This window comes from Paraburkholderia sp. JPY465 (assembly GCF_050436725.1).
Lineage (GTDB): Bacteria > Pseudomonadota > Gammaproteobacteria > Burkholderiales > Burkholderiaceae > Paraburkholderia > Paraburkholderia youngii.
Genome location: NZ_JBNDMT010000006.1, coordinates 210,019 through 229,403, shown reverse-complemented (window position 1 = coordinate 229,403; position 19,385 = coordinate 210,019). Strand labels below are relative to the sequence as shown.

Here is a 19,385-nt window from a genome sequence, read left to right as displayed (position 1 = left end):
ATACCTAATCCCAGCAAGACACGACACCGGCGTCACAAGCGTCGGCTGTGAGGCCTCGGCATATTTCGCCTGCTCTGACCAGAGCAGGCGAAAAACGAGGCGTGGCGTCCAGAACCAACCGCAGGACACAGGAGACAACATCGTGGCACATCAGGAGCAGGGCACGCTAAAGCGCGGCCTGAAGAATCGTCACATTCAGTTGATCGCGCTTGGAGGCGCAATCGGCACGGGTCTTTTTCTCGGCATCGCGCAGACCATCAAGACGGCAGGGCCGTCCGTATTGCTCGGGTACGCAATTGCCGGCATCGTCGCCTTCTTTATCATGCGGCAACTCGGCGAAATGGTCGTCGACGAGCCCGTTGCAGGTTCGTTCAGTTACTTCGCAGGCAAATACTGCGGGCAATTCTCCGGTTTTGTTTCCGGGTGGAATTACTGGGTGCTGTACGTGCTGGTGTCCATGGCGGAACTGTCGGCCGTTGGCATCTACATGCAGTACTGGTGGCCGGGTCTGCCAACGTGGGTGTCCGCGCTGGTGTGCTTTGGCGTAATCAACGCGATCAACCTCACCAGCGTGAAGTCGTACGGCGAACTCGAATTCTGGTTCTCGATCGTCAAGGTCGCGGCAATCGTTGGCATGATCGGCTTTGGCGGCTATCTGCTGATTTCGGGCCATGCGGGTCCTGACGCGGGCGTGGCGAATCTGTGGCGCCACGGCGGCTTCTTCCCGAACGGCGTGGCGGGTCTCGTGATGGCGATGGCCGTCATCATGTTCTCGTTCGGTGGACTGGAACTCGTGGGCATTACGGCGGCCGAGGCCGAAGATCCTTCGCACACGATCCCGCGCGCGACCAACCAGGTGATCTATCGGATCCTGATTTTCTCGTCGGCGCACTCGGGGTGCTGCTGTCGCTGTATCCGTGGGAAAAAGTCGTCGCCGGTGGTAGCCCGTTCGTACTGATCTTTCACGCGATGAACAGCAACTTCGTCGCCAACGTGCTCAATGCGGTGGTGCTCACCGCCGCGCTGTCGGTGTACAACAGCGGTGTCTATTGCAACAGCCGCATGCTTTACGGCCTCGCAGGCCAGGGCAATGCGCCGCGCGCTCTGCTGAAGGTCAACTCGCGCGGGATTCCCCTCGTCGCGCTGGGGATTTCCGCCGTGGCGACTGCCGCCTGCGTGGTGATCAACTACCTGATGCCGGGCAAGGCATTCGAGGTGTTGATGGGGCTCGTCGTCTCGGCGCTGATCATCAACTGGGCAATGATCAGCATCATTCATTTGCGTTTCCGCGCTGCGAAAGCTCGCGCCGGTGAGAGGACCCTGTTCCGCAGCCTCGGTTATCCGCTTACCAACTATCTTTGCCTGATCTTCCTTGCCGGCATTCTGGTCGTGATGTGGCTGATACCGGATCTGCGCATGTCGGTCTACCTGATCCCCGTTTGGCTCGTTGCGCTGGGCGTCGGCTATCGCGTGCGCAATAGGCGCGCCGCCGCCTCGGTCGCCGTCGGCGTGGCGACGCGCTAGGCATCGCGCTTTTGCAATCTTTTGGCCTGATCCAGGGAACTAGCATGTTTGAACACATCGATGCCTATGCGGGCGACCCGATCCTCACGTTGAACGAGAACTTCGCGAAGGATTCGCGCGAGCATAAGGTCAATCTGAGCATCGGCATTTACTACGACGATCAAGGCCGCTTGCCCGTAATGCAAGCGGTACGCGAGGCCGAAGGACAACTGCTCGCCGAGCTCGGTCCCAAGCCGTACCTGCCGATGGCGGGCTTCGCCCACTACCGCGATGCCGTGCAATCGCTGGCATTCGGCGACGACTCGGCGGCGCGTACCGAGGGGCGCATCGCGACCGTGCAGACTTTGGGCGGTTCGGGCGCGCTGAAGGTCGGTGCGGATTTCATCAAGCGCTACTTTGCGGGCTCGCGCGTATGGGTCAGCGATCCGACGTGGGAAAACCACCGTTTCATCTTCGAGCGCGCGGGATTCGAAGTCAACGCGTACCCGTACTATGACGAATCGAGCGGCGGGCTGAAGTTCGAAGAGATGTTATCGGCCATCGACGCGCTACCCGCGCGCAGCGTCGTCCTGTTGCACGCGTGCTGTCATAACCCGACGGGTGTCGATCTGAACGACGCGCAATGGGTGCAGCTGATCGAGGTCATCAGAAAGCGCAACCTGCTGCCCTTTATCGACATGGCGTACCAAGGCTTCGGCGCAGGTATCGACGCCGACGCATTCGCGATTCGTGAACTGGTGCGCCAGAACGTGCCGGCGTTGGTGGCCAATTCGTTCTCGAAGAACTTCTCGCTGTATGGCGAGCGGTGCGGTGGACTGTCGGTGATTTGCGAGTCGGCGGAGATTGCCGCGCGCGTATTGGGTCAATTGACGAGCGCCGTGCGCGCGAACTACAGCAATCCGCCGACGCATGGCGCGAAGATCGTAGCGCGGGTGCTGACCACACCGGCGCTGCGGCAATCGTGGCAACAGGAGCTTGCCTCGATGTGCCGGCGCATCATGCGCATGCGCGCGGAGATCCATGAACGCCTGCGCGGCAAGGTGCCGGACACGCTGCTCGCGCGCTACCTCGAGCAGCGCGGCATGTTCACGTACACGGGGCTGTCGGCGGAGCAGGTCGACACGCTGCGCGAACGCCACGGCGTCTACCTGATCCGGTCCGGGCGCATCTGCGTCGCCGCGCTCAATGACAACAACGTTGCGACGGCGGCGCAGGCCATCGCGAGAGTCATCTCGCGGACAGGCGATTGACACCGCCGCAGGCTGAGCGCGCCAGCCTGATACGCGACCAGTCCGACTGCATCCACGCCGGATCGAGCGGACGGATCGCGAGTCTCGATTGAGCGTCGCGGGGCGCCGCGCGACGCGGCATGATCGAGATGCCGCGTCCGGCTTCGACGAGTCCGAGCGATGTCGTCAGAGGCGCCGTCCGTCCATTTCAGTTTTGTCGCGCGCTCGCGTTGCCGCTGTGCTTGAGCGTCGGATCGATCAACGAAGCCTTGACGTCGACCGAAGACGCTTGCCCGAGATTCGCATAGTCGCTCTTGAGCCATACATCGGCGACTTCACGGCCGCGCTCGAACAGCGTGTTGAGCAACGACCACGACGTGCTGCTCTTCGACACGAAACCGAACTTCGCCAGAAAATCGTCGTCGCGGATCAGGTGGAACCTGACGGGCTTGTAGCGGCTCTTGCGCGCCGCTTCCTCGCCGACCGAATCGAGCACACGGTTGACCGCTTCGATTGCGTTGATCTCCAGCACCACGGACGCGTTGAACCCAATTTCATTGAGCCGGTCGAGAATGCCGCGCGCATCTTTGGGCGGCATATCGTGGCGCACGAACGGATTCGCGAGCACGAGAATCAGGTCCTGGGCATGCTCGAGCAACGGCGCCAATGGCGGGTTGCCCAGATAGCCGCCGTCCCAGTACGGTATGCCGCCCACGCTGACGGTGCGAAACTCGTTCGGCAGGCATGCGGAAGCGCGCAATACGTCAATGGAAATAGCGGGGCGGGTGAACATTGCGCGTTGGTTGGTTCGTACGTCGGTTGCGCAAATGAATAGTTGCGGGCCGTCGCGCGTCGTATTGAGCGCGGCGAGATCGTGTTCGGGGAGCGCGGAACGGATCACCGGCCCGAGCGGATCGCGGTAGAACGGATTGCCATAAGGCGAAGCGACGAGTCCGACGGCCTCCAGCATGATGGCAGCGGGATTCCAGTCGATATTCCAGCCGCCGAATGGGCCGGGTTCGGAAAAGCCGAGGAGCGCGTTGCCCGCCAGCGCGCCGGCGCGCGATACCGCTTCCCAAAAGGCGCGCAGCATGTCGCGTGCTTTCGGTGCCCCGCTGGTTGCGAGACCCGCCGCGCACAGCGTCGCATTGATGCCGCCCGCGCTCGCGCCGCTGATTGCCGCGATATCGAGTGGCATTGCCTGCGACGAAGCCTCCAACAGACGGTCGAGCACACCCCACGTGAACGCGCCGTGCGAACCGCCGCCTTGCAGGGCAAACGCGACCTTGGGGCCTTTGTGTCGCGTCGAGTTCTGAGGTTCCTCCATCGCCATGGCTCCTTCGCGTCTTGATCGCGTTCCGGCAATCTTACCCGGAAGTGTCACGCGTTTGGTCTAGCCTCGCCAGACGCGGCTGCGGGTTTGTCTCGGTTAAACCGCCGCCCCGCAGCAGGTACAGTGTGAGACGATTTGCGGCGGGCCGGAGTCCAACCTCGGCCGATCGATACTATTAATAGTCGCAAGCGACATATCCGATATAAAACGGGCCATGAGAGAGAAGTTGATTGACATAAGCCAGCGTGCCAGGGCGGCATCGCGGGCTCACCGCGCTCGTCCGGGGGCGTCTCGATGAAACGGGATCTCGATCCGGATTCCCGCGGCGCGATCACGCTAAACGGGCTGGCGCGCCAGCTGGGACGTACCCGTGAGCAGCTGATGCAGCGCTGGATCGCCGAGACCTCGGAGCAGGGCGCGCACCCCGCCGATGCGGACAGTGGACACGGACTGACCGACTGTTTCGCCTACATGCTGGCCGAGGTATGCGCGTCCTTGCTGGTCGCCGACAGCGACCCGTCCCTATCCGATCATGTAGGCATCGCGCAGCCTGGCAGGTTCTGGCCGGACGACTGGCGGGTCACGGATCTGTTTCGCAACATGGATCTGATGCAGCGCTCTCTGAAGCACGAGATCCGCGCGTATTTCGGTCCCGTTGCCGCTTCCGTCGACGTTCACATGCGCGCGCACGACGTTGTCGAGCGCACCTTTCGCGCGATGATCGAAAACGCGATCGAGGCGCACATGCAACGTCAGACGGCCGAGGTGGCGGCGGCACAGGACAGCCTGCACACCGCGCTGACCGCGCTGAAGCTCACGGAGGAGCGGCTGCGAGTCGCGACGAGCGCGGCGGGCATCGGCATCTTCGAGTGGTGTGGCGCGTCGCGACAAGGCGTGTGGGAAAACCGCCGGATGTATGAAATCACCGGGCAACCCGAGGACAGGGGGCCGTTGACGGAAACCGAGTTCATGACGTCGGTCGTTCATCCGGACGATGTCGAACTGCTGCGAAGTCATTTCCAGTCCCGGCGAATCTCCGGCGAGCCGGTGCATGTCGCGTTCCGGCTGCACCGTGTAATCGACCGTGCGCTCAGGACCGTCGAAATGTTCGGGTATCTGCGACCGCCCGTTCATCAGGACGATTACACGTTCATTGGCAGCTTGTGCGACGTGACGGAGCGCGCCGACGCGGAGGCGAAACTGCGCGACGCCGATCGCCGCAAGGACATCTTTCTGGCCACGCTCGCGCACGAGCTGCGCAATCCGCTGGCGCCCGTGCGCAACGCCGCGCATCTGCTGGGTCACAGCGCGGGAGCCGATCCCGCCAAACGCGAGTGGCTGCGCAATGTGATCGAACGCCAGACCGGTCACCTGTCGCATCTGATCGACGACCTGCTCGATGTTTCGAGAATCACCACCGGCAAGATCGTTTTGAAGCGCGAGGTCTTCGATATCAGGCTGGCACTCGACCACGCTCTGGAAATCACGATGCCGGCTGCGTTGCAGCGGCATCACGACATCGTGCGTCTGCCGCTGGAACATCCGGTGTACGTGCACGGCGACCCGGCGCGCATCACTCAGACATTTTCGAATCTGCTCGATAACGCGATCAAATACACCGACGATGGTGGCCGGATCGTCGTATGCGCGACGCTCGTCGGTCAGGAAGTGTCCGTGACTGTGTCGGACACGGGCACGGGTATTTCGGACGATGCACTGCCTCACGTGTTCGATCTGTTCGTCCAGGGTTCGTGCCACGGCGAGCCGTCGCGGGGCGGTCTAGGGATCGGGCTGTCGGTGTGCAAGACGCTGACCGAGATGCACGGCGGGACCATTGCCGCGAGGAGCGAAGGCAAGAACAGAGGCAGTGAATTCGAAATACGTCTACCCGTTTGCCAGGCCCGTAACCAGGACGCTAAGGACGGTACCGAAGCCGGTCTGCCGGCGTCCGACCGATTGCGGGTTCTGATCGTCGACGACAACAGCGACGCCGCGCTTTCGCTCGCGATGATTCTCGACACGCACGATGTGCGCACCGCACACAGCGGCGAAGACGCGCTTCACATCGCGGCTGCGTTCGAGCCGCAGATCGTGTTCCTCGATCTTGGGCTGCCGGGAATCAGCGGCTATGAGGTCGCGCGTCGGCTGAGGGATCATCAGGCGGCGGGCAAGCACCTCGAGATCGTCGCCGTGTCGGGATATGGTCAGCCCGAGGACGTGGCTCACTCGGCGGAGGCGGGGTGTGATGCGCATCTCGTCAAACCCGTCGATATCGAGGAGTTGCTCGCGATCATCAGGCGGATCACCGGAGAAAATCCGGACCTCAGTCGCCAATCGAGCGGATAACTCACCGGCCGTCACCCCGGCGATGATCGTTGCCCGGCCGTGATCCAGACGATTCGCTCGATCACGATCGGACTGGCGCGTTGCGCCCGCATGACGCTGGGATCGTTCTACGGGATGACCCGATGTGATGGGAACGCTGGCTGGCCGGGTACGCTGTTTGATGAGTCAAGCCCGAAGGGCGACGAATCATGAGCGGCCAATGACGCGGTATGCACGTGAATGCGAGCCGTGACGCGCCGTCTGTACCCATTTTCAATCTGCGACAATAGCCGCGATTCTCGTCCACGCCGATCGTGAAATGGAACTCAGACAATTACGCTATTTCCTCAGCGTCGTCGAACACGGCAGCATGGGAAAGGCCGCGCTCGAACTCGGCGTCGTCACTTCCGCGCTGAGTCAGCAGATCAGCCGCCTCGAAGGCGAACTGTCGACGCGCCTGCTGCAGCGCACTTCCAGCGGCGTCGTGCCGACCGATGCCGGTCTCGCGTTCTGGCGTCAGGCGCAACTCGCGCTGCGTCATATCGACGACGCGGCGCTCGCCGCGCGCGCTGCCCGGCTCTCGGGCCACGTCAGCGTCGGCATGGCGCCGAGCACCGCCAGCGTGCTCGGCGTCCCCTTCATGCAGGCCATGCGCGCGCGCTATCCCGAGGTGCGGCTGCGCATCGTCGAAAGCCTGTCCGGGTATCTGGCGTCGATGCTGAGCGCGCGCCAGATCGATCTTGCCGTGCTGTTTCGCCCGGAGCCCGCGCAGCGCTGGAGCGTCGTGTCGCTGCTCGACGAGCGGCTGTTCGTGATCGGCCGGCACGAGCTCAAAGACATGCCGGCGGGCGCGAGCGTGCGTCTCGGGCAACTCGGCAAGCTTCCGCTCGTCCTTCCGAGCGGCGCGCACGGCCTGCGCTCGCTGCTGTCCGCCGCGTTCAAGCGGGCCAAATATGAACCGAACATCGCGGCCGAAGTGGACGGCCTCGCGCTGCTGATGGACGTCGTGCGCACGGGCATCGCCGCGACCATCCAGCCCGGCGCCGCGCTCGCGCGGCCGGAGAACGCGGTTTTGGCTAGCGTGCCGGTGACCGAAAGCTTCGCCACACGGCCCAATATGATCGCGAGCATCTCCGACGACGAGCTTTCACCCGCGGGGCTCGCCGCGCGCGTGGTGCTCGCCGACGTCGCGCGCGAACTGGTGCGCGAAGGCCGCTGGCCCGGCGCGCGCCTGCGTCAGTCGGAGGCCTTCACAAAAACTGAAGGCCCGTTGACGGCCCGCTGATGGCGGAGGACGAGCGCGACCATTAGAGTGCGTCCGAAAGGAGGCCCACAAGATGGTCGACGTACTCGTAATCGGAGGAGGCAATGCGGCGCTTTGCGCGGCATTGATGGCGCGCGAAGCCGGCGCGTCGGTTCTGCTGCTCGAATCCGCGCCGCGCGAATGGCGCGGCGGCAATTCCCAACACACCCGCAATTTGCGCTGCATGCACGACGCGCCGCAGGACGTGCTCGTCGATGCCTATCCGGAAGAAGAATTCTGGCAAGACCTGCTGAAAGTCACCGGCGGTATCACGAATGAGCATCTCGCGCGGCTGACGATTCGCGCGTCGTCGTCGTGCCGGCCCTGGATGCAAAAGCACGGCGTACGCTTTCAGCCGCCGCTGTCGGGCGCGCTGCATGTGGCGCGCACCAACGCGTTTTTCATGGGTGGCGGCAAGGCGCTCGTGAACGCCTATTACCGCAGCGCCGAAGCGCTGGGTGTCGAGATTCGCTACGACACGCCCGTCGATTCGGTGGAACTCGACGGCGGCCGTTTCGTCGCGGCCCGAAGCGGTAACCAGCGCTTCGAGGCGCGCGCCTGCGTGCTGGCGGCAGGCGGCTTCGAATCGAACCGCGAATGGCTGCGCGAGGCCTGGGGACAAAACGAGCGCGGCGAATGGCCCGCCGACAACTTCCTGATCCGCGGCACGCGCTTCAACAAGGGCGTGCTGATCCGCCACATGATGGATGCCGGCGCGGACATGATCGGCGATCCGTCGCAGTCGCACTGCGTGGCCATCGATGCGCGCGCGCCGCTCTATGACGGCGGCATCTGCACGCGCATCGACTGCGTGTCGCTCGGCGTGGTCGTCAATCGCGAGGCCGAGCGCTTCTACGACGAAGGCGAGGACTTCTGGCCGAAACGCTATGCGATCTGGGGGCGCCTCGTTGCGCATCAGCCGGGGCAGATCGGCTACTCGATCATCGATTCGAAGGCGATCGGCCGCTTCATGCCGCCGGTGTTTCCCGGCGTAAAGGCCGACACGCTGCCCGAACTCGCACGGCAGTTGAAGCTGCCGGAAGCGCGCTTCATGGAGACGCTGTCGCGTTACAACGAGTCCTGCCGCGTCGGCAGCTTCGATCACACGTCGCTCGACGACTGCCATACCGAAGGCGTCACGCCGCCCAAGACGCACTGGGCGCGCCCTATCGACACGCCGCCGTTCTACGGCTACGCATTGCGTCCCGGCATCACGTTCACGTATCTCGGCCTGAAGACCAACGACCGCGCCCAGGTGCACTTCGGCGGCGAGGCGAGCGAGAACCTGTTCGTCGCGGGCGAGATGATGGCGGGCAACGTGCTCGGCAAGGGCTATACAGCGGGCGTCGGCATGTCGATCGGCACGGCGTTCGGGCGCATTGCCGGCACTCAGGCCGCGCGCGCCGCACTGCAGACAACGGAGGTTTCCTGTGCAGCACACTGACACGCTCGCGCCCGAACGCACGCGCGCCGCGGCGTTCGAATCGAAGCAAGACATGCAACGCACGCGCGGCGGCTCGCGCGTGATTCCAATCGTGCCGCTGACCGCAAGCGAAGGCGAAGTGGCGCGCCAGATGCAGATCTGCAACGCGTGCCGCTATTGCGAAGGCTTCTGCGCGGTGTTCCCGGCGATGACGCGGCGCCTCGAATTCGGCAAGGCCGACGTCAACTATCTGGCCAATCTGTGCCATAACTGCGGCGCCTGTTACCACGCGTGCCAGTACGCGCCGCCGCACGAATTCGCGGTCAACGTGCCGAAGGCGATGGCGCAAGTGCGCCTCGAAACCTACACCGAATACGCGTGGCCCAAGGCGCTAGGCGGGTTGTACAAGCGCAATGGCGTGACGCTGTCGGTCGCGCTGGCGGCGGGGCTAGCTCTCTTTCTGCTGCTCGGCACGGCCATGCATGGCGGTTTGAGCGGCAACGTCGCGCCCGCGAACTTCTACGCGATCTTCCCGCACAACCTGCTGGCGGCGATGTTCGGCGCGGTCTTCCTGTTTGCCATCGTGGCGCTCGGCATCGGCGTGACGCGCTTCTGGCGCGACGTGTCGCCAGGAACCGCGAACGCGAGCGCGCCGGCCGTGACGGAGGCGGCGAAACACGCGTTGACGCTCAGGTATCTCGACGGCGGACATGGCGACGGCTGCAACGAATCGAACGATGCCTTCACGCTCGCGCGGCGGCGCTTTCACCACTTCACGTTCTACGGCTTCATGCTGTGTTTCGCGGCAACGGTGGTGGCGACGCTCTATCACTACCTGCTCGGCGAGGAAGCCCCGTATCCGTTCTTCAGCTTGCCGGTATTGCTGGGTACGGCGGGCGGGATCGGCCTGATCGTCGGGCCCTTGGGGCTGCTGTGGCTCAACCTGAAGCGCCATCCGGAGCAGGGCGATGCGCGCCAGCGTCCGATGGACCGTGCCTTCATCGCGCTGCTGTTGCTCACGAGCGCGTCGGGCCTCGGGCTGCTGGCGCTGCGCGAAACGGCGGCGATGCCGTGGCTGCTGGCGGTGCATCTGGGCATCGTGATCGCGTTGTTCGCAACGCTTCCGTACGGCAAGTTCGCGCACGGCATTTTCCGTTCGGCGGCGCTGCTCAAATCGTCTATCGAAAAGCGCCAGCCCAATACGTTGGGTCTCGGCTCGGACTAGGCGCGACACGCGCCGCATATTGTCATAACAACAGGGGACATATTCATGAACGCTACCGAACCACTAGCCGGCACGCCGGTCGGGGCGCGCTCGTCCAAAGCCGCGGCCGTACTGCGCGTGACGAGCGGCAACTTTCTCGAACAGTTCGACTTCTTTCTGTTCGGCTTCTACGCGACGTCGATCTCGAAGATATTCTTCCCGGCGTCGAGCGAGTTCGCGTCGCTGATGCTGACCTTCGCCGTGTTCGGCGCGGGCTTTCTGATGCGTCCGTTGGGCGCGATCTTTCTCGGCGCCTATATCGACAAGGTAGGGCGGCGCACCGGCCTGATCGTCACGCTGTCGATCATGGCGAGCGGCACGATCCTGATCGCGTGCGTGCCCGGTTACGCGACCATCGGCCTGCTCGCGCCCGCGCTCGTTCTGCTCGGGCGGCTGTTGCAGGGCTTCTCGGCGGGCGCGGAACTGGGCGGCGTGTCGGTGTATCTCGCGGAAATGGCCACGCCCGGCGCACGTGGCTTCTACACGAGTTGGCAGTCGGCCAGCCAGCAGGTCGCGATCGTGATGGCGGCGGCGCTCGGCTACGGATTGAATCACTGGATGAGCGCGCAGCAGATCGGCGCGTGGGGCTGGCGCATTCCGTTTTTCATCGGCTGCGCGATCGTACCGTTCCTGTTCCTCCTGCGCCGTTCGCTGCAGGAAACCGCCGCGTTCGAGGCGCGCCGCCATCATCCGCAGACGCGCGAGATCTTCGCGATGCTGCTCAGCAACTGGCGCACGGTGATCGCCGGCATGCTGCTCACCGCGATGACGACGACCACGTTCTATCTGATCACCGTCTACACGCCGACCTTCGGTAAGTCCGTTCTCAAACTGTCGACGTCGGATAGCCTGATGGTGACGTTGCTGGTGGGCGTGTCGAACTTCATCTGGCTTCCGATCGGCGGCGCGCTGTCCGATCGGATCGGCCGCAAGCCGATTCTGCTCGCCATTTCCGTGCTGGCGATTTTCACCGCGTATCCGGCATTGTCGTGGCTCGCCGCGGCGCCGAGTTTCGGCCGCATGCTGAGCGTGCTGCTGTGGTTCTCGTTCTTCTTCGGCATGTATAACGGCGCGATGGTCGCCGCGCTTACCGAGGTGATGCCGGCGGAGGTGCGCGTCGCGGGTTTTTCGCTGGCGTTCAGTCTCGCGACGGCGCTGTTCGGCGGCTTCACGCCGGCCGTGTCGACCTTCCTGATCGAAACCACGCACGACAAGGCCGCGCCCGGCTACTGGCTCAGTTTCGCCGCGCTGTGCGGGCTTGGCGCGACGCTTGGACTCTATCGGCGGCGCGCGGGGCGGGCGGCTTCGACGGCGCAACGCTTTTAGCGTGTTGCCGTTGACGCGCCGAGCTGGATGGAGAGGGTGCCGCCATGCCTGGCGGCGCGCTCTCGTGCAGATGATATGAGGCCCGCCGAGTTTCCTCGGCGGGCCCCGATGCGCATGAAACTACAAGGTCAGTCGAGAATCAGAACGCGGTGCGAAGGCCAACTCGTGCAATGGCCTGCGACGCCGTGCTGGACGATCCGTTGGGACCCATGATGCCGTTGATGGCAGCGTGCGAACCTGCGCTCGCCTTCTGATAAACGCCCTCCGCATAGACCATGCTCCGCTTGGAGAGCGAATAGTTCAGCGTTGCGCCGAGCTGATGCGCGTGGTTGTTGTCGAGTTCCTCGTTACCCTTCAGGTACATATAGTTCCCGCCGAAGGACCATGCGGGAGTAATCTGCCAACTGGCGCCGACTTGCGCGGCATAGGCCGCGGCGCCGTTGAACGAGTTGCGCACGGTCGTGAAGTCCGCGACCGTGTAGACGGGTCCGATTACATAGTGCGCGCCGACACCCCAGTTCGTGATCGGAATTTGCGGCGAGCCGGTGCTGGAGCCGGGATATTTCGCTTTGGTGTAGGCGGCCCCGACTCCGAACGGACCGGCACCGTAATTCAGCCCGAAGCTCATGGTCGAATTCGACCCGAACGAACCAGCCACTCCGCCGAGCGAATACAACGCCCCAGCGGACAAGCCCGCAAACACCGGTGATTGATACTTGATCGAATTGGCCGCCGGGATGCCGCTCGTGCGGCTCCAGTCGAACCAGCCGGTCGGGTTTTGCGGAATATTCAGTTTCTGGAACGGGCCTGCCGCGAAGTTGTACAAGCCGCCAGTGAACACGGCGGGAGCATTGCCTGCCTCGGACAGCGACGTCGTCATGAAATCTAAGACATTGCCGAAAGTCAGCTTGCCGAAGGTAGAACTATCCAGACCCACGTAAGCGTTTCGCCCGAAGATGCCCGGCTGCACCGTCGCGCCCGTACCGAGCTGAAACTGGTTCTCCAGCTTGAAAATGACCTTGTTTCCAGCGCCGATATCTTCGGCGCCCTGCAAGCCGAACAGGTTCGGCGTATAGATGCCGTCGTCAAACTTCGTGACCGAATGCCCGCCCTGGTTCGTCACATAGGACACGCCGCCGTCAATCAGACCGTACAGCGTGACGTTGCTCTGCGCGAACGCGTATCCGGCAGGCAGAAATCCCAAAAGAATTGCAATGGAATGTTTTTTCATTCCAGTCTCCAGATAGTGTATTTGATCGATCTTTTTTGGCAGCTTCAATGAGGCGGCTCATTCGCGCCCATCAAGCCTGGCGTGCGTGTTTCAAGTCGAGTGCGACGTCGACGATCATGTCTTCCTGACCGCCGACCATGCGGCGCTTGCCCAGTTCGACCAGAATGTCGACGGTCTTCAGGCCGTACTTGTTCGCGGCCACTTCCGAATGACGCAGGAAGCTCGAATACACGCCGGCATAACCGAGCGCGAGCGTTTCGCGATCGACGCGCACCGGGCGGTCCTGCAGCGGACGCACGATGTCGTCGGCGGCGTCCATCAGCGTGTAGAGATCGGTGCCGTGATTCCAGCCCATGCGCTCCGCTGCCGCGATGAACACTTCGAGCGGCGCATTGCCCGCGCCCGCGCCCATGCCCGCGAGCGAGGCGTCGATCCGGTCGCAACCTTCTTCCACCGCGACGATCGAGTTCGCCACGCCCAGCGACAGGTTGTGGTGCGCGTGCATGCCCGTTTGCGTTTCGGGTTTCAGCACCGCCTTCACCGCGCGGAAACGATCGCGCACGTCGTTCATCGTCAGTGCGCCGCCTGAGTCGACCACGTAAATGCAGGTCGCGCCGTAGCTTTCCATCTTCTTCGCTTCGACTGCCAGGTTCTCCGGCGTGCTCATGTGGCTCATCATCAGGAAGCCGACGGTGTCCATGCCGAGTTCGCGTGCGTATTCGATGTGCTGCTTCGAAATGTCCGCTTCCGTGCAATGCGTCGCGATACGCACCACGCGTGCGCCCGCGTTGTACGCGGCCTTCAGGTCGTGAATCGTGCCGATCCCGGGCAGCAGCAGCGTCGCGATCTTCGCGTGCTCGACGACGTCGGCGACCGCCTCGATCCATTCAAGGTCGCTATGCGCGCCGAAGCCGTAGTTGAAGCTCGACCCTTGCAGGCCATCGCCGTGCGCCACTTCAATCGAATCGACTTTCGCCTTGTCCAATGCGCGCGCGATGTCCTGCACGTTCTGGATCGAGTACTGGTGACGAATCGCGTGGCTGCCGTCGCGCAGCGTCACGTCGGAGATATAGAGTTTTTTGTCCATGCGGGAAGTCTCCTTAAGCCTCTGATGCCTGTACGAGCGCCTGCGCCATGCGCTCGGCGGTCGCGAGCGCGGCCGAAGTCATGATGTCGAGATTGCCGGCATAGGCAGGGAGGTAGTGCGCGGCGCCTTCCACTTCGAGAAACACCGAGGTCTTCAAACCGCTGAACATGCCGAGGCCCGGAATATTGAGCGGCGCGTTCGCCGGGATTACATCGAACTGCACCTTCTGCTTCAGGCGATAGCCGGGCACGTAGGCGTGAACCTTCGCGACCATCTCCTCGATCGACTGCTCGACCTGGTCGAGGTCGGCCATCTCCGACAGCGTATAGACGGTGTCGCGCATCATCACCGGCGGCTCGGCCGGATTGAGCACGATGATCGCCTTGCCTTTCGCCGCGCCGCCGACCACTTCGATCGCCTTCGACGTCGTCTCGGTGAACTCGTCGATATTCGCGCGCGTGCCGGGCCCGGCCGACTTGCTGCTGATCGACGCGACGATCTCCGCGTAGTGGACCTTGGCGACGCGCGACACGGCCGCGACCATCGGAATCGTCGCCTGACCACCGCAGGTCACCATGTTCACGTTGGGTGCGTCGATATGCGCGTCGAGATTGACGACTGGTACGCAATACGGCCCGATCGCGGCCGGCGTCAGGTCGATCAGGCGAATGCCAGGCTTGCGAGCACGCAGGAACGCATCGTTCTTCACGTGCGCGCCGGCCGAAGTCGCGTCGAACACGAAATCGATGTCTTCGAACACCGGCAGACGCGTCAGACCTTCGACGCCTTCATGCGTGGTCGCGACGCCAAGCCGCGCGGCGCGCGCGAGACCGTCGGAGTTCGGATCGATGCCGACCATCGCCGCCATCTCCAGATGCCGGCTGTTGCGCATGATCTTGATCATCAGATCCGTGCCGATGTTGCCGGAGCCGATGATCGCGACTTTCAGTTTTTCGGAAGTCATATTGCGTCCTGATTCAAGCGGTAAACGTCGCACGCACGCTGCCGAGGCCTTCGATCTGCGCGCAGTAAGTGCCCGGCTCCTTGACGGCGGCCATCGGGCCGAGCGCGCCGGTCAGCACGACGTCGCCGGCGCGCAGCGGCGTGCCCAACTGGACCATGCGATCCGCGAGCCACACGGCGGCGTTCAGCGGATTGCCGAGACACGCCGCGCCGCTGCCGCGCGAGAGCACTTCGCCGTCGCGCGACAGCGTCATCGCGCACGCGGTGAGGTCGATCCGCGACAGCGGCACCGGCCGGCTGCCGAGCACGAACAGCGCGCTCGACGCGTTGTCCGCCACCGTATCGACGAAGCGGATGTCCCAGTTCTCGATGCGGCTGTCCACGACCTCGATCGCGGCCAATGCGTACGCACTGGCGCGCAGGATGTCCACGAACGTGTGCTTGTCGTGCGTGAGGTCGTGTTCGAGCACCAGCGCGATTTCGGCTTCGACCTTCGGCTGGATCAGCTTCGACAGCGGCATCGGTTCACTGTCGCCGTAGGCCATGCCGGCGAACAGCGCGCCGAAGTCCGGCTGATCGACGCCAAGCTGCTTCTGCACGGCGAGCGACGTCAGACCGATCTTGCGGCCGACGATGCGCTCGCCGTTCGCGACGCGCAGATCGACGTTCGCCTGCTGCACTGCGTAAGCGGTAGCGATGTCGTCGACGGGGATATCTCCGCGTACGGGCGAGATGGTCTGGCGCGACGCTTCAGCGTTGCGCAGACGCGAGGCCAGCGCATTGACGACGTTGGCATCATGCATGTTCATGTTTCTCCCTGGGTTGAGGCGTGTCGGGATACGGGTAGGCGGCATTCGTCGCCTACCCGTTCGTCGACCGATGTCACTTAGTGCGGCGTGTCAGGCAGGAACCGCAAGACCGCTGACGTCGGCGCAGGCGACGAAGCGATCGGGGCGCAGCGCGACTGCGCGCGCACCGTACTTGCGCAACCATGGGCGCAGTACGCCGTCGAGGTCGACGAATTCGTCGCAGCCCTTGGTGTGCTGATCCTGCTGGCGCAAAGCGATGTAGCGGGCGCCGAGCTGGTCCCACGCCGCTTTTTCAGCGGGCGAGAGCAGCGTGGCGGGATCGACGTCGTCGCCGAGCAGCACGAAGCCGTCGCCGAGCAGGTCGTCCAGCCGTGCCATCACCCCGCGGTTATCGCCGACGACGGGTTGCGGCACCATGCGGCCCACGATGCTGTCGTTGGCGAGCGGACCGCGCAGCCAGCCGGCTTCCAGCACCGGCGGCGCGATGAGCGGCTGCTCCGGCGCGTCGGGCGGAGGCGGTGCGTTGAGCGCGGCCTGCTCTTCTTCGGAGAGTTCCTGCTTGATGATGCGGCCGAGTTGTACGGCAAGGCCGGTGTAGAACGCCGCATTGGGCCGGCGTTCCGTTTCGTAGGTGTCGAGGAATTGCTCGGGCAGCGTGCCCTTGAGCACACCAGCGAGCTTCCAGCCCAGATCGAACGCGTCGCGCATGCCGGTTTGCATGCCCGCGCCAGCCCAGGGCGGCATCAGATGCGCCGCGTCGCCCGCGAGGAACACGCGCCCGACACGCCACTTGTCGGCCATCCGCGTATGGTGGCGATAGAACGCATACTGGTGGATTTCGACGTCGTCCTCGGTGACGCCGAGTGCTTTCAGCAGCGGCCAGACTTCCTCGTTCGTCGCGAAGTCCGCTTCCGACTCGGTAGGCTTCAGCGGCAGTTCCCAGCGATGGTTGCCGCCAGACAGCGCGATATCCACCACCGGCCGTTCCTTGTCGGACCAGAACGTCAGCAGGTTGCGGTCCGGCCACCAGCGCTTGACGCGGCAGTCGATCACGATCCACTGCACGTCGAGCGTATCGCCGAGCAGCTTGACGCCGAGCTTGCCGCGCGTGGCACTGCTGCCGCCGTCGCAGCCGATCACGTAGCGCACGCGGGTCTGTTTCGTTTCGCCCGTCGAGAGGTCCTTTGCGGTTACCGTGACGCCGGTTTCATCCTGCTCCAGCGATACGACCTCGAAGCCGTAATGCACGTCGATGTACTCGGCGTGCTTCGCCGCGCATTCGCGCAGCGTCGACTCCATCGTCGGCTGATAGATGTTGAAGAAGCGCGGCTTGATGCCGAGCGTCGAAGGCGGGTGCTCGATACGCAAGATCTCGGTGCCGTCATAGCGCATCCAGCGTAGCGCGCGTTGTGGATCGATCTGCTTCAGCACTGGTTCGTCGACGCCGAGGTTCTGGAAGATGCGCATCGTCCAGTCGTTGACGGTGACGGCGCGCGCACGCTGGTAAATGTCTTTGTGTTGCTCGAACGCGATGGTGGAAATGCCGTGTTTCGCGAGGGTCAGCGCGGCGATCACGCCGGTCGGTCCATAGCCGACGATGGCAACCTCGGCGTCGTACTCATTGGTCATATCTTGTCTCCACTAGATATTCTGGATGTTCACGGTGGCAGCGGGATGCGCGTGTTCGCAGCACAAGGACCCGCGATGACGGCGACCGCCGCCCGTCGCCCGCTTTTTAGTTATTCAGGAAGTCGATGACGAGGCGGTTGAATTCGTCGGCGTGTTCCCACTGAGCCCAGTGGCCGCACTGCGGCAGGATATGGAGTCGCGCATCCTGCAAGGTATTGATCATGCGCAGGCCGTGATCGAGAGGCACGAAGCGGTCGTCGCGGCCCCACGTGATCAGCGTCTTGTGAGCGATTTGCGGAAAGCGTGCGGACAGGTCCCATGTCGTCACGGGGCAAAGCTTCGAACTCGCGATGAAGTTCTTCAGGTGATTCAGGTTCGACTCGATGTTGTTCCAGCGTCCGCGGCGCAACTCCTCGGTGATTGCGCCAGGCCAGTACACGAACACTTCGAGCATGGCCTCGAAGTTCTCATAGGTGGGTTCCGCATAGAGCTTGAACATGCGTTTGATGCCTTCGCCCGGCTGAGGCTGGAGGATGCTCGGACCCTGAGCGCCCGGTCCCATCAACACCATGCGATCGAGGCGTTCCGGATACTCCAGTGCGAAGCTCAATGCCGAGGCACCGCCCATCGAGTTGCCGACGAGATGCACGTTGGCGATGCCGAGCGCGTCGAGCACCCCTTTGGTCGCGCGCGCGTTCAGCAGGTTGCGCGGCACGTCGCTGACGATCTCGCCTGATTTGTTGAAGCCGGGGCTGTCGATGAGCAGCACTCGAAACCCCGCGTTCACCAGCGCGTCGACATTGCGGTAGTAGTTGCTCCAGCCGCTCGCGCCGGGCCCGCCGCCGTGCAGCATGGCGACGGCCGGGCCGTGGCCGGCGTCGTTGAAATGGATGGTGAAGTTCTCGAGACCAGGTTCGTTGATCGTCACGAACTTGCTGGTGTTGGCTTCGGTCAAGGTCATACTGTGGCTCCAGGAATTTGGTCTTGCAGTCAAGCTAGGTGATGAGTCGGGATTCAATGCGCGTTGGGGGCGGGCGCGCCGGGCGGCGGATTCAGTTTGTGTCCCCAGTCGCTGAGTTCGGAGTAGCGCTTGATTTCCCATGTGTCGTCGTCAACCACGATGCCGCCCGCGCCGAATTCGATCGCGAAACCGGACGGCGAGATCATGTAGAACGAGAACATCTGGTCGTTGGGGTGATGGCCCAGTTCCATCAGGATCGGCACGCCGGCCTGCTTGCAGCGGTCGTAGGCGAGGCCGACGTCGTTCGCGTCGGTGCACTCGACCATGATGTGGTGGATACGTTTGGGGACCGGGAACGGAACGTCCGCGACCGCCATCGAGTGATGACGTCCGCTGCGAGCGTGAAAGAACGTCACGTCGAGGTTCACGCCCGGTGCGGCTTCGCCAGTGATCGAGTCGCTGAGCTTCAGGCCGAGCACGTCCTGGCAAAACGCCTTGGCGCGCGCACTCTGCTTCGGTACGGTCACGAAGTGGCCAGCACCCAGGCGTCCGGTGCTGAATGCTCCGCGCAGTACCGAGGAGCGGAACGCGTCGCGTGTGTGAGCGCGGTACGCGCAGCTATAGAACTCGTGGCTGATGCCGTCGGGATCGTGGCATACGAACAGGCGGGCTACGCGGCGCTGTTCGGCGATTTCGCGATCCGCCTCGACGATTCCGGCTCCGCGGGCACGCGCCTGATCGACGAACGCGTCGAGCTGCGCATCCGTTTCGAATTCCCAGCCGGCGGCGAGGAAGTCGTCGAGCTCGCTCTTGACCAACAGGAAGCGCTGCTCGTAATCATCCATACGCAGGCCGAGCGATTCGCCGGCGACGCGCCTGCCCACCTGCAAACCCAGTACGTTGACGGCGAACCCCTCCCATGCTGCCAGGTCGCTTACGCCAAGGACCATATACCCCAGTGTCGACACGCTGTGCATA

The 19,385-nt window shown here is 63.6% G+C and carries 14 protein-coding genes and 1 pseudogene; 7 read left to right on the top strand and 8 right to left on the bottom strand.

Annotated features, from left to right (window positions below; translation table 11 throughout):
• Nucleotides 1-142: 142 nt before the first annotated feature.
• Together QFZ94_RS34330 and QFZ94_RS34325 are read left to right on the top strand one after the other, a co-directional pair.
• Nucleotides 143-1,524: pseudogene (locus QFZ94_RS34330) on the top strand (amino acid permease).
• Between the two features lie 44 nt (nt 1,525-1,568).
• The gene (locus tag QFZ94_RS34325; RefSeq protein WP_429462481.1) at nt 1,569-2,774 is read left to right on the top strand and encodes an amino acid aminotransferase; all 1,206 of its coding nucleotides are present in this window, start codon (nt 1,569-1,571) and stop codon (nt 2,772-2,774) included.
• A 187-nt stretch (nt 2,775-2,961) separates the two neighbouring features.
• Here the strand turns inward: QFZ94_RS34325 and QFZ94_RS34320 are convergent, their stop codons facing one another.
• A complete protein-coding gene (locus tag QFZ94_RS34320) occupies nt 2,962-4,080 on the bottom strand; it encodes a patatin-like phospholipase family protein (RefSeq protein WP_429462479.1) in 1,119 nt (372 codons plus the stop codon).
• Between the two features lie 300 nt (nt 4,081-4,380).
• On the opposite strand from QFZ94_RS34320, the gene QFZ94_RS34315 reads away from it, so the two are divergent.
• From QFZ94_RS34315 to QFZ94_RS34295, 5 genes are all read left to right on the top strand, one after another.
• Nucleotides 4,381-6,432 carry an ATP-binding protein gene (locus QFZ94_RS34315; RefSeq protein ID WP_429462477.1) on the top strand — a complete coding sequence of 684 codons (2,052 nt, stop codon included), beginning with the start codon at nt 4,381-4,383 and terminating at the stop codon, nt 6,430-6,432.
• A gap of 298 nt (nt 6,433-6,730) precedes the next feature.
• A complete protein-coding gene (locus tag QFZ94_RS34310; protein WP_429462475.1) occupies nt 6,731-7,696 on the top strand; it encodes a LysR family transcriptional regulator in 966 nt (321 codons plus the stop codon).
• Between the two features lie 52 nt (nt 7,697-7,748).
• Nucleotides 7,749-9,158 carry an FAD-dependent tricarballylate dehydrogenase TcuA gene (tcuA, locus tag QFZ94_RS34305; protein ID WP_429462473.1) on the top strand — a complete coding sequence of 470 codons (1,410 nt, stop codon included), beginning with the start codon at nt 7,749-7,751 and terminating at the stop codon, nt 9,156-9,158.
• On the top strand, nt 9,145-10,362 hold the full coding sequence (gene tcuB / locus QFZ94_RS34300; protein WP_429462471.1) for a tricarballylate utilization 4Fe-4S protein TcuB: 1,218 nt from the start codon (nt 9,145-9,147) through the stop codon (nt 10,360-10,362). The genes tcuA and tcuB overlap by 14 nt, the downstream gene beginning before the upstream one ends.
• Before the next feature lie 45 nt (nt 10,363-10,407).
• The gene (locus tag QFZ94_RS34295; protein WP_429462469.1) at nt 10,408-11,727 is read left to right on the top strand and encodes an MFS transporter; all 1,320 of its coding nucleotides are present in this window, start codon (nt 10,408-10,410) and stop codon (nt 11,725-11,727) included.
• Nucleotides 11,728-11,866: 139 nt separating this feature from the next.
• On the opposite strand, the gene QFZ94_RS34290 is transcribed toward QFZ94_RS34295, so the two are convergent.
• From QFZ94_RS34290 to QFZ94_RS34260, 7 genes are all read right to left on the bottom strand, one after another.
• Entirely contained in the window at nt 11,867-12,958 is a 1,092-nt protein-coding gene (locus tag QFZ94_RS34290) for a porin (protein ID WP_368583820.1), read from the bottom strand.
• A 70-nt stretch (nt 12,959-13,028) separates the two neighbouring features.
• The gene (gene dmpG / locus QFZ94_RS34285; RefSeq protein ID WP_429462467.1) at nt 13,029-14,045 is read right to left on the bottom strand and encodes a 4-hydroxy-2-oxovalerate aldolase; all 1,017 of its coding nucleotides are present in this window, start codon (nt 14,043-14,045) and stop codon (nt 13,029-13,031) included.
• A gap of 13 nt (nt 14,046-14,058) precedes the next feature.
• Nucleotides 14,059-15,009, bottom strand: coding sequence for an acetaldehyde dehydrogenase (acetylating) (locus QFZ94_RS34280; protein WP_429462465.1), 951 nt, complete (start codon nt 15,007-15,009; stop codon nt 14,059-14,061).
• A 13-nt stretch (nt 15,010-15,022) separates the two neighbouring features.
• Entirely contained in the window at nt 15,023-15,811 is a 789-nt protein-coding gene (gene mhpD / locus QFZ94_RS34275) for a 2-keto-4-pentenoate hydratase (RefSeq protein ID WP_429463616.1), read from the bottom strand.
• Nucleotides 15,812-15,907: 96 nt separating this feature from the next.
• Entirely contained in the window at nt 15,908-17,446 is a 1,539-nt protein-coding gene (locus tag QFZ94_RS34270; RefSeq protein ID WP_368587738.1) for a bifunctional 3-(3-hydroxy-phenyl)propionate/3-hydroxycinnamic acid hydroxylase, read from the bottom strand.
• Nucleotides 17,447-17,552: 106 nt separating this feature from the next.
• The gene (gene bphD / locus QFZ94_RS34265; RefSeq protein ID WP_368587739.1) at nt 17,553-18,407 is read right to left on the bottom strand and encodes a 2-hydroxy-6-oxo-6-phenylhexa-2,4-dienoate hydrolase; all 855 of its coding nucleotides are present in this window, start codon (nt 18,405-18,407) and stop codon (nt 17,553-17,555) included.
• Nucleotides 18,408-18,460: 53 nt separating this feature from the next.
• The gene (locus QFZ94_RS34260) at nt 18,461-19,384 is read right to left on the bottom strand and encodes a VOC family protein (RefSeq protein ID WP_410849982.1); all 924 of its coding nucleotides are present in this window, start codon (nt 19,382-19,384) and stop codon (nt 18,461-18,463) included.
• Between the last annotated feature and the right edge of the window lies 1 nt (nt 19,385).

What these genes read in the sequence shown, in the direction of transcription:
- QFZ94_RS34280 (WP_429462465.1), bottom strand. Translation starts at nt 15,009, where the DNA reads ATGACTTCCGAAAAACTGAAAGTCGCGATCATCGGCTCCGGCAACATC.
- dmpG (WP_429462467.1), bottom strand. Translation starts at nt 14,045, where the DNA reads ATGGACAAAAAACTCTATATCTCCGACGTGACGCTGCGCGACGGCAGC.
- QFZ94_RS34270 (WP_368587738.1), bottom strand. Translation starts at nt 17,446, where the DNA reads ATGACCAATGAGTACGACGCCGAGGTTGCCATCGTCGGCTATGGACCG.
- QFZ94_RS34295 (WP_429462469.1), top strand. Translation starts at nt 10,408, where the DNA reads ATGAACGCTACCGAACCACTAGCCGGCACGCCGGTCGGGGCGCGCTCG.
- QFZ94_RS34310 (WP_429462475.1), top strand. Translation starts at nt 6,731, where the DNA reads ATGGAACTCAGACAATTACGCTATTTCCTCAGCGTCGTCGAACACGGC.
- QFZ94_RS34320 (WP_429462479.1), bottom strand. Translation starts at nt 4,080, where the DNA reads ATGGAGGAACCTCAGAACTCGACGCGACACAAAGGCCCCAAGGTCGCG.
- bphD (WP_368587739.1), bottom strand. Translation starts at nt 18,407, where the DNA reads ATGACCTTGACCGAAGCCAACACCAGCAAGTTCGTGACGATCAACGAA.
- QFZ94_RS34260 (WP_410849982.1), bottom strand. Translation starts at nt 19,384, where the DNA reads ATGCACAGCGTGTCGACACTGGGGTATATGGTCCTTGGCGTAAGCGAC.
- mhpD (WP_429463616.1), bottom strand. Translation starts at nt 15,811, where the DNA reads ATGCATGATGCCAACGTCGTCAATGCGCTGGCCTCGCGTCTGCGCAAC.
- tcuA (WP_429462473.1), top strand. Translation starts at nt 7,749, where the DNA reads ATGGTCGACGTACTCGTAATCGGAGGAGGCAATGCGGCGCTTTGCGCG.
- QFZ94_RS34325 (WP_429462481.1), top strand. Translation starts at nt 1,569, where the DNA reads ATGTTTGAACACATCGATGCCTATGCGGGCGACCCGATCCTCACGTTG.
- QFZ94_RS34315 (WP_429462477.1), top strand. Translation starts at nt 4,381, where the DNA reads ATGAAACGGGATCTCGATCCGGATTCCCGCGGCGCGATCACGCTAAAC.
- QFZ94_RS34290 (WP_368583820.1), bottom strand. Translation starts at nt 12,958, where the DNA reads ATGAAAAAACATTCCATTGCAATTCTTTTGGGATTTCTGCCTGCCGGA.